This window comes from Leucobacter faecis (assembly GCF_054456695.2).
In genome coordinates this window covers 132,883-146,850 of the sequence record NZ_JBTJER020000001.1, presented here as the reverse complement: position 1 = coordinate 146,850, position 13,968 = coordinate 132,883, and the positions used below count along the sequence as shown (strand labels likewise).

General features: G+C 63.0%; 12 protein-coding genes. 2 read left to right on the top strand and 10 right to left on the bottom strand.

Annotated features, from left to right (window positions below; translation table 11 throughout):
- Positions 1-13 precede the first annotated feature (13 nt).
- The 7 genes from ACXR2W_RS00655 to ACXR2W_RS00625 all read right to left on the bottom strand — a co-directional run bounded on the left by ACXR2W_RS00655 (position 14) and on the right by ACXR2W_RS00625 (position 7,448).
- On the bottom strand, positions 14-163 hold the full coding sequence (locus ACXR2W_RS00655) for a hypothetical protein (RefSeq protein WP_458815273.1): 150 nt from the start codon (positions 161-163) through the stop codon (positions 14-16).
- 123 nt (positions 164-286) lie between these two features.
- Positions 287-1,579 (bottom strand): glutamate-5-semialdehyde dehydrogenase, encoded by a 1,293-nt coding sequence (locus ACXR2W_RS00650; protein WP_458815271.1) that lies wholly within the window; start codon positions 1,577-1,579, stop codon positions 287-289.
- A 59-nt stretch (positions 1,580-1,638) separates the two neighbouring features.
- Complete coding sequence (gene proB, locus ACXR2W_RS00645) at positions 1,639-2,433, bottom strand: glutamate 5-kinase (RefSeq protein ID WP_458815269.1); 795 nt, start codon at positions 2,431-2,433, stop codon at positions 1,639-1,641.
- Positions 2,430-3,938, bottom strand: coding sequence for a GTPase ObgE (obgE, locus tag ACXR2W_RS00640; protein ID WP_458815267.1), 1,509 nt, complete (start codon positions 3,936-3,938; stop codon positions 2,430-2,432). The genes proB and obgE overlap by 4 nt, the downstream gene beginning before the upstream one ends.
- A gap of 71 nt (positions 3,939-4,009) precedes the next feature.
- Positions 4,010-4,264 (bottom strand): 50S ribosomal protein L27, encoded by a 255-nt coding sequence (gene rpmA / locus ACXR2W_RS00635; protein WP_017794367.1) that lies wholly within the window; start codon positions 4,262-4,264, stop codon positions 4,010-4,012.
- Positions 4,265-4,299: 35 nt separating this feature from the next.
- Positions 4,300-4,608 (bottom strand): 50S ribosomal protein L21, encoded by a 309-nt coding sequence (gene rplU / locus ACXR2W_RS00630; RefSeq protein ID WP_458815265.1) that lies wholly within the window; start codon positions 4,606-4,608, stop codon positions 4,300-4,302.
- Positions 4,609-4,751: 143 nt separating this feature from the next.
- Positions 4,752-7,448, bottom strand: a complete 2,697-nt coding sequence (locus tag ACXR2W_RS00625) for an Rne/Rng family ribonuclease (protein ID WP_458815263.1) — start codon at positions 7,446-7,448, stop codon at positions 4,752-4,754.
- Between the two features lie 300 nt (positions 7,449-7,748).
- Between ACXR2W_RS00625 and ACXR2W_RS00620 the strand changes: the two genes are divergently transcribed.
- Positions 7,749-8,384 carry a vitamin K epoxide reductase family protein gene (locus tag ACXR2W_RS00620; RefSeq protein WP_458815261.1) on the top strand — a complete coding sequence of 212 codons (636 nt, stop codon included), beginning with the start codon at positions 7,749-7,751 and terminating at the stop codon, positions 8,382-8,384.
- Between the two features lie 12 nt (positions 8,385-8,396).
- Here the strand turns inward: ACXR2W_RS00620 and coaE are convergent, their stop codons facing one another.
- From coaE to polA, 3 genes are all read right to left on the bottom strand, one after another.
- Complete coding sequence (gene coaE, locus ACXR2W_RS00615) at positions 8,397-9,020, bottom strand: dephospho-CoA kinase (RefSeq protein WP_458815259.1); 624 nt, start codon at positions 9,018-9,020, stop codon at positions 8,397-8,399.
- Positions 9,021-9,121: 101 nt separating this feature from the next.
- Positions 9,122-10,567: a 30S ribosomal protein S1 gene (gene rpsA, locus ACXR2W_RS00610; RefSeq protein WP_458815257.1), complete on the bottom strand. Its 1,446-nt coding sequence runs from the start codon at positions 10,565-10,567 to the stop codon at positions 9,122-9,124.
- Positions 10,568-10,747: 180 nt separating this feature from the next.
- A complete protein-coding gene (gene polA, locus ACXR2W_RS00605; protein ID WP_458815382.1) occupies positions 10,748-13,369 on the bottom strand; it encodes a DNA polymerase I in 2,622 nt (873 codons plus the stop codon).
- 94 nt (positions 13,370-13,463) lie between these two features.
- On the opposite strand from polA, the gene ACXR2W_RS00600 reads away from it, so the two are divergent.
- Positions 13,464-13,919 carry a hotdog fold thioesterase gene (locus tag ACXR2W_RS00600; RefSeq protein ID WP_458815255.1) on the top strand — a complete coding sequence of 152 codons (456 nt, stop codon included), beginning with the start codon at positions 13,464-13,466 and terminating at the stop codon, positions 13,917-13,919.
- Positions 13,920-13,968 lie beyond the last annotated feature (49 nt).

Below are 13,968 nucleotides of genomic sequence, written 5' to 3'. Positions count from 1 at the left end.
TTGCCGTACCTGATTAGTGCTTTACGTGATCGGTGCCGTGGTCACGCGCGTACGCCTCAGCCTTAGCTGAGTGACGGTTAGCAACATCACGGAACGAGAACGTCACGGCGGCAATCACCAGGAACAGCGAAAAGACGATCACGCCGTACATGATTGCGGGCATCGGCAGTTCGTTAAGAACGTGCCCTCCCTCTTCAGCTGCAAGAGCTAGCGTGGCGAGAACAGACATTGAGACCTCTGCATTCATGGCGAATTGGATAATCGAAAATAAGTCTACCGGGTTTGGTTAGCGAATCTGGCCCGCACCGCGCACGAGCCACTTAGTGCTCGTGAGTTCTTGCAGCCCCATGGGGCCGCGCGCGTGGAGTTTCTGCGTGGAGATTCCTACCTCAGCGCCGAACCCGAACTCGCCACCGTCAGTGAAACGCGTCGAGGCATTCACCATCACGACGGCCGAGTCCACCTCGGCGAGGAACCGCTCAGCGTTGCGGTAATCGCCCGTGACGATCGCGTCGGTGTGCCGCGTCGAGTAGCGATCAATGTGCGCGATCGCTTCGTCGATTGAATCGACAATCTTGACGCCCATTTCAAGCGCGTGATGCTCGGTCACCCAGGTGGCTTCGGTCGCAGCTTGGATAGATCCGGATCGAGGCGCAGAAGCTGCCTCGCCGGGCGCGCCGCCCGCGAGCGCGAGAGACCTGGCATCGGCTTCGATGCTCACGCCCGCGTCACGCAGCGACGCGATGATCTGCGGGAGCACGCGACCCGCGGCGCCCCTGTGCACGAGCAGGGTTTCTGCAGCGTTACACACGCTGGGCCGGTGTGTCTTTGCGTTCTTCACGATCGAGACAGCCATCTCAGCGTCTGCGGACTCGTCGACGTAGACGTGCACGAGTCCCGATCCGGTCTCGATGACGGGCACCGTCGACTCCTGCACGACGGTAGAGATGAGGCCTGCGCTACCGCGCGGGATCAATACATCGACGTAGCCGCGTGCGCGCATGAGCCTGGCGGCGCCCTCGCGCCCAAACTCATCGATCGTCTGAATCGCATCGCCCTCGAGGCCGGTGCGTGAAATAGCGGCCTGGATCACGCGCACGAGCACACGGTTCGTGTGTTCGGCCGCGCTCCCTCCGCGCAGCACCGCGCCATTACCGCTCTTCAGCGCGATCGCTGCGATGTCGACCGTGACGTTGGGGCGCGCTTCGTAGATCGCCCCCACAACTCCAAACGGCACACGCACCTGACTAATGGCGACGCCATTTTCGAGCGTGCCGCCGCGCACCACCTGGCCAACCGGATCGGGCAAACCGATGATCTCGCGGACCGCATCACTGAGGGCCGTGATGCGACCGGCATCGAGCCGCAGCCGGTCGAGAAGCCCCTCGCCGATCTGCTGCTCTTCACCCCGAGCGAGGTCGATGAGGTTCGCGGCAACAATTTCATCGATGTGCTCGATCAACGCATCGGCGATCGAAGCGAGCGCGCGATTCTTCGCAGCCGTCGAGACCGTCGCCAGCGACTTCGCGGCGGTACGCGCTCGTTCGAGGGTGGTCACAAACCGATCATCACTTGACATGAGGTCAGCCTATCTCGCGCCCCGTCAACTCTTAAGCGGGCGCGCGTTGGTGTTGAAAATTACGCCCCGGGCGCGTATGCCCCAGGGGCCGCGTCGAACACGGTTCCGTGATCGCCGCCGTCGAGCACTGCGCCGAGCAAACTCGTCTCTGTCAACAGCACTGCGGCGCCAGCCTCGGTGGCGAGCTGGGCGGCCTGCACCTTGGTAGACGCACCGCCCGTACCCCACCCCGACTGGCTCTCACCGATCGTGATGCCGGCGAGGGGATCGCCGTAGGGTACGTGGGCAACACGCTTCGCCCCCACGATGTTCGGGGGTGCCGTGTAGAGTGCGTCGACGTCAGACAGGAGCACCAGCTGATCGGCGCACAAGAGGCGCGCGACCAGGGCCGCGAGCCTATCGTTGTCGCCAAACCGGATCTCGTGGGTTGCGACCGTGTCGTTCTCGTTGATGATCGGCAGGATGCCCAGCTGTAACAGCCGTTCGAGCGAACGCCGAGCGTTACCCCTGTGCGTGGGGTTTTCAAAGTCCTGCGCGGTGAGCAGCACCTGACCTGCGACGATCTCGTGGGTGGTGAGCGCGCGCTGGTAGCGGTTCACCAGGATATTCTGGCCGACGGCGGCAGCCGCTTGTTGCGTCGCGAGGTCGTCGGGCCGCTCATCGAGGTTCAGAAATGGCACACCCGTCGCGATCGCGCCGCTCGACACCAGCATCACTTCGGCGCCGGCCGCGTGCAGCTTCGCGAGCGAAGCCACCAACCGAGGAATGTTGCCGGCGTTGTCACCGCTTACCGACGATGAGCCGACCTTTACGACGACTCTGCGGGCCGCGAGCAGCTTCTCCCCCGTGCTCACTCGTCAGTACCCCACATTCCGGATTCGCGCTCACGCTCCAGCTGTGCACGCGCCTCAGTCTTTGCATCCATGAGGGTTTGGTAGTCGGCGCGGCGCTCCTTGTTGGTGCGTCGCGTTGCCCCACCGTCGATGCGTTCGTCGGTGCCGCGTACACCAACCTGCACCTCGGCGGCACTCGTGAGCGTCGGCTCCCAATCGAAAATAACGCCCTTACCAGGGCCGATGACGACGGTTGAGCCAGCCACTGCACCGGCCTTGACCAGCCCGTCTTCAATGCCGATCTTCTGGAGCCGGTCAGCGAGATAGCCGATGGCCTCATCGTTCGTGAAGTCAGTCTGCTCGACCCAGCGCTCGGGCTTTTCGCCGAGAATACGGTAGATGGTGCCGTAGCTGCCGCCCTCTGTCTTTACGCGGAAGTCGGCACGGTCGACGGGCTTTGGCGTAAGCACGATGCGGGGCTGTGGCGCGACGGTTTCCTCGCGAGACTTCAGCTCGGTCTCGACGAGTGCACCGAGCGCGTACCCAAGTTCACGCAAGCCCTCGTGCGAGGCCGTTGAGATTTCGAATACGCGGTAGCCGCGCGCCTCAAGGTCGGGGCGCACCATCTCGGCGAGATCACGCGCTTCGGGCACATCGATCTTATTGAGCGCGATGAGCTGGGGGCGCTCCAGGAGAGGGATCTGCCCCTCGGGCACTTCGTAGGCGCCGAGTTCTGCCAGAATCACGTCGAGGTCTGAGAGCGGGTCGCGCCCGGGCTCGAGGGTTGCGCAGTCGAGCACGTGCAGCAGCGCGCTGCAGCGTTCGACGTGGCGCAAGAAGTCGAGGCCGAGGCCACGCCCCTCGCTCGCGCCCTCGATGAGACCGGGCACATCGGCGACGGTGTAACGGTACTCGCCCGCCTGAACGACCCCAAGGTTGGGGTGCAGCGTCGTGAACGGGTAGTCGGCAATCTTGGGCTTCGCGGCGCTCATGGCAGCGATCAGGCTCGACTTACCCGCTGAGGGGTAGCCAACGAAGGCGACATCAGCGATTGTCTTGAGCTCGAGGGTAACTTCACCCGCCCAGCCCGCGGTACCGAGCAGTGCGAAGCCGGGGGCCTTGCGCTTTGGGCTTGCGAGGTCCATGTTGCCGAGACCACCGATGCCGCCCCTGGCCGCGACGTACCGCATACCCGGCTCGGTGAAGTCGATCAGAGTCTCCCCCGCCGCATCTTTCACCACGGTGCCGACGGGCACCGGGAGCACGAGTTCGCCGCCGTTTTCGCCCGACCGCCAGTCGCCGGCGCCGTAGCCACCGTTCTTCGCGGCGATGTGGGGGCGGCGGTGGTACTCCAACAGGGTCGTGACCTGCGGGTCTGCGAGCAGCACGATATCGCCGCCGTGCCCGCCCGCTCCGCCGTCAGGCCCGGCCATTGGCTTAAACTTCTCGCGGTGAATCGAGACGCAGCCATTGCCACCGCGCCCCGCTTGCAAAAAGAGCTGGACCCGGTCCACGAACGTTACCATGCTGAAATTCCCTCGCTATATACGGCAAAAGGCGAGCCGAAGCCCGCCTCGCCGTGAGTTGCCTAATGTGGTTAGGCGGCCGTCACGATGTTGACGACCTTGCGGCCGCCCTTCGCACCAAACTCAACCGCGCCCGCAGCGAGTGCGAACAGCGTGTCGTCCTTGCCACGGCCGACGTTCGCGCCGGGGTGGAAGCGCGTGCCACGCTGACGAACGATAATCTCGCCCGCGTTGACTTCCTGTCCGCCGAAGCGCTTCACGCCGAGGCGCTGTGCGTTTGAGTCGCGGCCGTTCTTGCTTGAGCCGACGCCCTTCTTGGATGCCATGAGTCTCTACTCCTTTAGTAGTAGCGCGAAAGCGCTTACTTGATGCCGGTAACCTTGAGGCGCGTCAGGTCCTGACGGTGGCCCTGGCGGCGCTTGTAACCGGTCTTGTTCTTGTAACGCTGGATGATGATCTTCGGACCACGAAGGTCGTTGAGCACCTCAGCGGTGACCGTCACCTTGGCGAGCTCAGCCGCATCGGTCGTCACCTTGTCGCCATCAACGAGCAGAACAGCGGGAAGCTCGAGCTTGCCGTTGTCATCACCCTGAACACGATTCACCGTGATGATCGAGCCAACCTCGACCTTCTCCTGCCGGCCGCTTGCGCGCACTACTGCGTAAACCACTTCACACCCTCTTCTTAAGGTTTGTCATACATACCGAGTCACGACCGTGTCGCGCTCGAAGTCTGTCTACCGCCCAGAAAAGGGTGGCACCAACGGTCAATATTATCCCAGGCCGAAGCCTCAGGTCAAATGCGACGCGCGATTTATTCGCGATCCGCGTCACGTCGCTTGGCGGTCGCATCGAGCGCTTCAGCGAGAGCGAGCTTCGCCGCCTGCGCCGGATCAGTGGCCGCCTCAGGCGCAGCAGACTGCGAAGGTGCTGCTACAGTACCGCCCTGGGTCTGGCCGGTCGAAACCCGTCGACGCGCACGCCCCTGACCCGCGGCTGGCGCGTCGGGTAGCGCCGAGAGCACCGAGTCCAGCAAATTCGCAGCCACAGGTTCGGACTTCACTGGCTCCGATTTAACCGGCTCTGGCCTTGTCGACACTGGCTTCGCCTCGTCCTGCTGCGGCGTGGACTCCTGGGTCGCCTGGCGCGAACGCACACGCCCGGTCACACCGGAGCTGGCCTTGGGCGAATCCGGTGCAGACTTTGCGCCGCTTGCCGCGCCACCATTTTTGCGCGCCGCTGCCGCATCGACGGCGGCGGCGAGCTGCGCTGCAACTGACTCTGCCGTGTCCTCATGCTTGACCGGTAGCGTCGATGCTGCCACCTGCGCGAGCATATTCTTGGCACCGTCGGTAATCGCGTGAGTCTGCGCCTTGGCCTCGGGGTGCTGCTGAGCCTGGTGTGACTGGTGTGACTGGTGTGACTGGTGTGACTGGTGTGACTGGTGCTGCTGATTGCCCCGCCCGCGCTTCGCGTTGCGCGGGTTCCCCTCGCTGCGATGCCTGCTCACGGGATCGTGCTGCACGATCACACCGCGCCCCGCGCAGGTCTCACACGCCTCGCTGAACGATTCGAGTAGCCCGAGACCCAGCTTCTTACGCGTCATCTGCACGAGGCCAAGCGAGGTCACCTCGGCCACCTGATGCTTGGTGCGGTCGCGGCTCAGGCACTCCACGAGACGACGCAACACCAGGTCGCGGTTCGACTCAAGCACCATGTCAATGAAGTCGATCACGATGATGCCGCCAATATCGCGCAGGCGCAGCTGGCGCACGATTTCTTCGGCAGACTCAAGGTTGTTCTTCGTGACGGTCTCTTCGAGGTTGCCCCCCGAGCCCACAAACTTGCCCGTGTTGACATCGATGACCGTCATCGCCTCGGTACGGTCGATCACGAGAGATCCACCCGACGGCAGCCAGACCTTGCGGTCGAGTGCCTTAGCGATCTGCTCGGTCACGCGATACTCATCAAAGATGTCGCGTTCACTCTCGAACTTCTCAACCCGCAGCAGCAGGTCTGGCGCCACCTGACCGAGATAGTTCTCAATCACGGTGTAGGTGTCGTCGCCCGAGATACGCATGCGGTGGAAATCCTCGTTGAAGACGTCACGCACGATCTTGATGAGCACATCGGGTTCAGCGTGCAGCAAGACGGGGCCGCCACCCTTCGCGACGCGCTGCTGGATCGACTCCCACTGGCGTGTCAAACGCTCAACGTCGTGCGTCAGCTGCTCTTCGGTGGCTCCCTCAGCTGCGGTGCGCACAATGACTCCTGCGCCGCCGGGCAGCACCTCCTTGAGGATCTTCTTCAAACGCGCACGCTCTGTGTCGGGCAGCTTGCGTGAAATGCCGTTCATCGCGCCGCCCGGCACGTAGACCAAGAAGCGGCCGGGGAGTGAGATCTGGCTGGTGAGGCGGGCTCCCTTGTGCCCTACCGGATCCTTCGTCACCTGAACGAGCACCTGATCGCCGGGCTTGAGAGCGTTCTCGATCTTGCGAGCTGTGTTGCCACCCTCGAACTCTGACCAGTCAACCTCGCCTGAGTAGAGCACGGCGTTGCGGCCGCGACCAATATCAACGAATGCGGCTTCCATGCTGGGCAGCACGTTCTGCACGCGCCCCAGGTACACGTTACCGATCAACGAGCTCTCGCTCGAGCGTGCGACGTAGTGTTCGACGAGCACCTTATCTTCGAGCACGCCAATCTGCACGCGATCGGCCGTCGTGCGCACGATCATCTCACGGTCGACTGCTTCGCGGCGAGCCAGAAATTCTGATTCGGTGATCACGCTGCGGCGGCGACCCGCGTCGCGGCCATCCCGGCGACGCTGCTTCTTCGCCTCGAGACGGGTTGACCCGCGCACCTTTTGCGGTTCGGTCACGACCGGGGCCTGGCGACGCTCGCGGCGCGGCGCGTCATCATCGATATCGCGGCGGCGCGTGCGACGCGATCCGGATCGCTCGCCATCAGTGTCGTATGAGCCGTGGCCATCACGATCGTGAGGGGCGTGGTCGTCGAGCAGCTCGTCCAGCTGACGGAAGTCGCTCGCGTGGCTGTCACCGCGTGTATCGCGGCGGTAGGTTTCGCTGCGGAACGAGTCACCGCGGAAGGCGTCCCCCCGGTACCCGTCACCCCTGCGGCTGTCGCCGCGACGTGACTCGTGCGAATCTGCACGGTGCGACTCTGCACGGTGCGACTCTGCACGGTGCGCATCGCTGCGGAAGATCTCGCTTCGGCGAGGCCGCGGCGGGATCGGGGGCACATCGGGCGCCAAGAAGATGAGCTTCGTCGTCGCGCGGAAGCGTTCCTCTGGTGTCATCTCGGCCAGTGGCTGCGCCTCTGACTTTGCTTCTGGTTTTGCTTCTGACGAGGACTCTGCGCGAGTCTCGGCCGTAGCCGCTGCCCCTTCTTCGGGTGTTGCACCTTGCGCCGCTTCCAGGGTCGAGCCTGACGTTACGGCGAGCTCGGTACCCTCGGGTACTACGGATTCTTCTGTTGTGTTTTTCACCATTGCTGGTGTCTCCTCTTTCCGGAAGAGATGTGCTCTTCCGGCAACCTTTTCGTGCGGTGGGTGCCGCGAATGTGTTCCCCGCGAGGCGCTGGCGCTCGCGCTCGGTCGCTCTTGGACCGGTGACGGTCGGGAGACCGCCAAAAGACTGTATGTGTTCAACGTATTTTTCACGCCTCACACCGCTTTCATTATGCCACGTGTCGCCTGCGTAGCGCATGATTGTCGCACAGATTAATCTCTCGTGCTTCAAGGCCAGCTTTGCACCAGGTGTGCATCAGCCGCGCGCAGTATGCTCAGGTCATGCACGTTGAATCAAGCCAGGGCACACTGCAGGCCCCTCGTCAGATTGCTCGCCCCTACGCGTTCGCTATCTTCTCGTTGATCGCTGGCGCGATCGGATGGTTTGCTTCGTTCGAGCTGCTGACCGAGTACATCAAGACGCTGCAGCTCACTGATTACGTACCCAACTGCAACGTCAGCATTCTGGTGACGTGCGGCCCCAACATGGATTCGTGGCAGGGTTCGATCTTGGGTTTCAGCAACACCATCATTGGTGTCGCAGCGTTCATGGCCCCCATGTTTGTGGGGGCGGCCCTGCTCGCGGGCGCACGCTTTTCACGCTGGTTCTGGGTGTCCTACCAGGTGGGCTTGCTGCTCGGCATTGTCTTCGTGTTCTGGCTCTTCACGCAGAGCGTGTTTGTGCTCGGCACACTGTGCCCGTGGTGCATGGTCGTCTGGACTGTAACGATTCCCCTGTTTTGGTTTAGCGTGGCGCAACCGTACGCTTCGGGTGAGGTGCCCGTGCCTGCCGCCGCACGATCGTTCTTCACGCAGCTGCGCTCGTGGGCGTGGGTCGCAGTGCTGCTGTGCTTCATCGTCATCGCATTTATCGCTCAGTTGCGTCTCGACTGGCTCGCCGAATTCGCTCGCGCATAACCTTCACATAAGTTACCCCGCCTGTGTTTCTTTCAACACTGCCCAGAGGCGCAGCACCTGGTCGCGCGTCTGCTCGGGGGTCACGCCCGTGTCTATCACCTCGTCTGCGATAGCTCGCCGCGAGGCCTCATCTGCTTGCTGAGCGATCCGCGCACGGGCGGCCGCTTCGCTCATGCCGCGCAGTTCTTGCATGCGCGCGACCCGGGTTTCGACGGGGGCCTCAGCGGTTACAACGAGGTCCCAGGCCCTCTGCCCTGCTGCTGTCTCAGCGAGTAACGGAATCTCGTATACGACGATCGCGGGCTCACCGCCCAAACGCTCGGCGCGTTCGATCTCCTTCAAACGCGCGTTCAAGAGCCGTTGCACCTCGGGGTGCACGATGCCATTTAGGTCGCCTAACGCTTGCTGGTCAGAGAACACAATATTGCCGAGCGCCGCGCGATCCAGCTCGCCCTCAGCTGTGACGACTGCCCTCCCAAAGCGCCCAGCAATCTGGCGGAGGCCGGCCGATCCGGGAGCCACCGCGTCGCGCGCTAGCTGATCCGCGTCGATTCGCAGCGCACCAAGCTTCTCGAGCTGATCGCCGATGGTCGATTTTCCGGCCGCAATTCCGCCAGTAAGCGCGACAAGTAGCATGCGCACACTCTATCGTGTGGTTGAGTGGTGGCCTAAAAGCCAAAGGCCCGGCCCCCGTGATGGGGACCGGGCCTTTAGCGGTTAGCAGCTAGTGCCGAGGATTAGTTGCCCTCGAGCTGTGCCTTGAGTGCTGCAAGCGCGGCGTCGTCGGCGAGTGCACCGGTCGACGACTGGTCGCTCGAGAACGTCGAGGAGGGAGCGGGCGCAGCGGGAGCAGCAGCGGCCTCTGCAGCCATCTGTGCAACCTGCTTCTTGTGGGCTTCCCAACGCTCCTGGGCAGCAGCGTACTCCTGCTCCCACTTCTCGCGCTGGCTCTCGAAGCCTTCCTTCCACTCCTGCGTCTCGGGGTCGAAGCCCTCGGGGTACTTGTACTCACCGTTCTCGTCGTACTCGGTGGTCATACCGTAGAGAGCCGGATCGAACTCGGTGCCCTCGGGGTCGACGCCCTCGTTCGCCTGCTTGAGGCTGAGCGAGATGCGGCGGCGCTCGAGATCGATGTCGATGATCTTGACGAACACGCTCTGGCCCGCGGCCACAACCTGCTCGGCGAGCTCAACGTGCTGGTCCGAGAGCTCAGAGATGTGCACGAGGCCCTCGATGCCGTCTGCAACGCGAACGAACGCGCCGAAGGGAACGAGCTTGGTGACCTGACCCGGTGCGATCTGGCCGATCGCGTGGGTGCGGGCGAATACCTGCCAGGGGTCTTCCTGCGTAGCCTTGAGCGAGAGCGAAACGCGCTCGCGGTCCAGCTCCACCGAAAGCACCTCGACGGTAACTTCCTGGCCAACCTCGACAACGTCAGAGGCGTGCTCGATGTGCTTCCACGAGAGCTCGGAGACGTGCACGAGGCCGTCCACGCCGCCCAGGTCGACGAATGCACCGAAGTTGACGATCGACGAGATGACGCCCTTGCGCACCTGGCCGGGCTTGAGCTCGGCGAGGAACGACGAGCGAGTCGCCGACTGCGTCTCCTCGAGCAGCGCGCGGCGCGAAAGCACCACGTTGTTGCGGTTCTTGTCGAGCTCGAGGATCTTTGCCTCGATCTCCTGACCCAGGTACGGGGTCAGGTCGCGTACGCGACGCAGCTCGATGAGCGATGCGGGGAGGAAGCCACGCAGGCCGATGTCAACGATGAGGCCGCCCTTGACAACCTCGATGACGGTGCCGGTAACGACGCCCTCGGTCTCCTTGATCTTCTCCACGTCGCCCCAAGCACGCTCGTACTGAGCACGCTTCTTGGACAGGATCAGGCGGCCTTCCTTGTCCTCCTTCTGGAGCACGAGCGCCTCAACGGCGTCGCCGACCTGAACAACCTCGTCGGGGTTCACGTCATGCTTGATGGACAGCTCGCGCGAGGGAATGACGCCCTCGGTCTTGAATCCGACGTCGAGGAGCACCTCGTCGCGGTCAATCTTCACAACGGTGCCCTCGATGAGGTCTCCGTCGTTGAAGGACTTAATAGTCAGTTCGACTGCTGCAAGGAAATCTTCGGCCGAGCCGATGTCGTTTACTGCAACCTGCTTGCTAGCAGTCGTTACGTTCGTCATGAAATTGGTCTCCAGATGGACAGGATATTCAGGCGGGTGCGCACCCAGTTTGGGCCGAATCTCGACGCATCGAGACCCGCGAGGCACTCCCACATTGGACTTGGTTGGTCGCCACAAATGTGACACCCCATCATATCTGCATGTTTGCGCCGGAATCAACCCGTGACACGCCCGGCATGACTAGTGCGCGGCCGCGTTCCAGTTGACACCGTGTCCCACCTGCACCTCGAGGGGAACAGCAAGCTCCGCGGCACCCGCCATCTCCTCGCGGACGATCAACTCGAGCGTGTCCCATTCGCCGGCGGCTACCTCGAACATCAACTCATCGTGAATCTGCAGCAGCATGCGCGAACGCATGCCTGCCTCGCGCATACGGCGCTCTACTGAGATCATCGCGCGTTTGATGATGTCGGCCGCCGACCCCTGAATGGGCGCATTGAGCGCGGCCCGCTCGGCGTTCTCACGCAAAATCCTGTTGGGGCTCGTGAGCTCAGGGAAGGGGCGCCTACGACCAAAGATCGTCTCGGTGAAGGTATCGCGCTTGGCCTGTTCCACGACCGAGCGCAGGTAATCACGCACCCCACCAAACCGCTCGAAGTAATCACTCATGAGCTGCTTCGCCTCGGCCGCCGAGATACCCAACTGTTTCGACAGCCCGAAGGCCGAGAGACCGTATGCGAGGCCGTAGCTCATCGCCTTAACCTTCGAGCGCATCTCGTTTGTCACCTCAGCGGGCTCAACACCAAAGATGCGCGAGCCCACGAAGCGGTGCAGGTCTTCGCCCGCGTTAAACGCTTCAATGAGCCCCGCGTCCTGCGACAGATCGGCCATGATGCGCATTTCGATCTGCGAGTAGTCGGCGGTCATGAGCGTATCGAACTCGGGGTCGTGAATGAACGCTTCTCGAATGCGCCTCCCCTCCTCTGAGCGCACCGGAATGTTTTGCAGGTTCGGGTCGGTCGACGACAGGCGGCCAGTACTCGATCCGGTCTGCACGAGCGTCGTGTGAATGCGCCCGTCATCACCCACCGCTTTGATGAGCGTCTCAACCATCTGACGCATCTTGTTCGCTTCACGGTGCGATAGCAGCGCATCAAGGAACGGGTGCGGGTTCTTGAGCTGCAGGTCTGCGAGCGCTGCCGCGTCAGTCGTGTATCCGCTCTTTGTTTTACGCGTCTTCGGCATGTCGAGCTGCTCAAAAAGCACCTCTTGCAGCTGCTTGGGCGAAGACAGGTTCACCTCACGACCGATCGCGTCAAAGGCGCGCTGCTGCAGCTCGGCCACCCGATCCTTGAGCTCAGCCTGGTGAGATTCAAGCAGCGGCAGGTCGATCTCGACGCCGCGGGTTTCAAGCGCCGCGAGAACTGACACCAGCGGGAGCTCGATATCCGTGTAAATCTCGCCTGTGCGCGACTCGAACCGAGACACCGCCACCGCGTGAGCGCGCACCAGGTACCACGCCAGCGCTGCAGCGTCTGCGGTGTTCTCTTCGTCTGGAACAAGCTGGTTGGGGTCACCGGCCGGTACTTCTTCGCCCAAGAACCGCATCACCGCGTCACCGAGGTTCTTCTCTGCTGTCGCAGGGCGCAACAGCCAGGCCGCGAGCAGCAGGTCACCGGCAATGCCCCCCACCTCTGCGCCGGCACGCTGCACTAGCTCAAGCTGCGACTTCGCGTCATAGAACACCTTCGGGGCGTCTGAAGCAAGCCAAGCTTCGAACTGACCGTAATCGCGGCCACCCACGAGCCACTCAAATTTGACCGTCGCTTCCTCGGTTGCAAGGCCCACTTCGAGGCCCGCGAGCCCCTCACGAATCAGCACGGCCGGGCTCGGGTGCTTTGCAAGCCAGTCCCCCAGCTCCTCATCAATGAGGTGCTTGGCCTCGGGGCGTTCGGGCGCGAGTGGCGCAGCTGGCTGCGCCGGATCATGGCTGATCTCAGCCCCGGCGAGCTTCGCCACGCGCTGCAACAGCGTGCGAAACTCGAGCTTCGCAAACACCTCCGACACGGCGTCCATGTCGATGACTCCGCGCATCAGGTCGTCAAGTTGCACCTCGAGCTCGACATCGCGCACGAGACGGTTGAGCCTGCGGTTGCGCACCGCAAGGTGCGCGTGCTCGCGCAGGCTCTCCCCCACCTTGCCGCCGATTTCGTCTTGACGGCGCAGAATCTCGTCGAGCGAGCCAAACTGGTTGATCCACTTCACGGCGGTCTTCTCGCCCACCCGCGGCACCCCCGGCAGGTTATCGCTTGTCTCGCCCACGAGAGCCGCGATTTCGGGGTACTGCTCAGGGCGCACGCCGTAGCGTTCAAACACCTTCTCGCCGTCATACCGAGTGAGCTCGCTGACACCCTGCTTCGACGGGTACAACAGAGTGATGCGCTCGTCGACGAGCTGAATGGTGTCTCGGTCGCCGCTCACGACCAGCACACGGTAGCCTCCGGCTGCGCCACGCGTGGCGAGCGTCGCGAGAATATCGTCGGCTTCGTAGTTTTCCTTTTCAAGCGTGGTGACGCCCATTGCACGGAGCGCCTCTTGGAGAAGCGGGATCTGACCTTTGAACTCAGACGGAGTCTCACCACGCGTGCCCTTGTACTCCGGGTATTCCTCAGTGCGAAACGAGTGACGCGAGATGTCAAAGGCTACCGCGATGGCATCGGGCTTCTCATCGGCGAGAAGCTTGATGAACATCGAGATGAACCCGTGCACCGCGTTCGTGTGCTGCCCGGACTGGGTCTGAAAGTTTTCGGGGCGAAGCGCGTAAAAGGCGCGGAAGGCCAGCGAGTGGCCGTCGATGATCATGAGGGTAGGCTGAGGCGTATTCGACACCTCCCCAGCCTACAAGCCGTCGCCTGCGAGCGCTCGGCCCTGGCGCATTCGAAAGGCTCTTTTTTCGATGTCTGACACTACTTTCACCTCACCTGCGCCGAGTGCCGGGAGCCCGACGCCCGAGGCGGCTCTGGCTTACGTGCGCGAGCGCGGCCTTGGCGCGCTCGCCGAGAAGATGGGCATCGAGATGCGGGAGTTTTCGCCCGAGCGCGCCGTCGCCACAATGCCCGTCGAGGGCAACACTCAGCCAATCATGCTGCTGCACGGCGGCGCCTACGTGGTGCTAGGTGAGACGCTCGGCTCGATGCATGCGAACCTCATGGCACCCGAGGGGCACGTGGGTGTCGGGCTCGACATTAATGCCACGCACACTGGCTCCGCTCGATCCGGCACTGTCACGGGGGTATGCACCCCGATCAAGATCGGGCGATCGGTCGCGGTGCACGAGATCATCGTCAGCGACGAAGCCGGAAACCGGTGCTCGACCATACGCATCACGAATTTCTATAAGCGCGTCAAGTAGTGGCCTTGTGGTCGTACACGTAGAAGCGGCCCCGGGAGACTCTCCCGGG

Bases quoted from the DNA above. Each gene is read 5' to 3' on its own strand.
- ACXR2W_RS00655 (WP_458815273.1), bottom strand. From the start codon at position 163: ATGCCCGCAATCATGTACGGCGTGATCGTCTTTTCGCTGTTCCTGGTG.
- ACXR2W_RS00650 (WP_458815271.1), bottom strand. From the start codon at position 1,579: ATGTCAAGTGATGATCGGTTTGTGACCACCCTCGAACGAGCGCGTACC.
- obgE (WP_458815267.1), bottom strand. From the start codon at position 3,938: ATGGTAACGTTCGTGGACCGGGTCCAGCTCTTTTTGCAAGCGGGGCGC.
- rpmA (WP_017794367.1), bottom strand. From the start codon at position 4,264: ATGGCATCCAAGAAGGGCGTCGGCTCAAGCAAGAACGGCCGCGACTCA.
- ACXR2W_RS00625 (WP_458815263.1), bottom strand. From the start codon at position 7,448: ATGGTGAAAAACACAACAGAAGAATCCGTAGTACCCGAGGGTACCGAG.
- ACXR2W_RS00620 (WP_458815261.1), top strand. From the start codon at position 7,749: ATGCACGTTGAATCAAGCCAGGGCACACTGCAGGCCCCTCGTCAGATT.
- coaE (WP_458815259.1), bottom strand. From the start codon at position 9,020: ATGCTACTTGTCGCGCTTACTGGCGGAATTGCGGCCGGAAAATCGACC.
- rpsA (WP_458815257.1), bottom strand. From the start codon at position 10,567: ATGACGAACGTAACGACTGCTAGCAAGCAGGTTGCAGTAAACGACATC.
- polA (WP_458815382.1), bottom strand. From the start codon at position 13,369: ATGATCATCGACGGCCACTCGCTGGCCTTCCGCGCCTTTTACGCGCTT.
- ACXR2W_RS00600 (WP_458815255.1), top strand. From the start codon at position 13,464: ATGTCTGACACTACTTTCACCTCACCTGCGCCGAGTGCCGGGAGCCCG.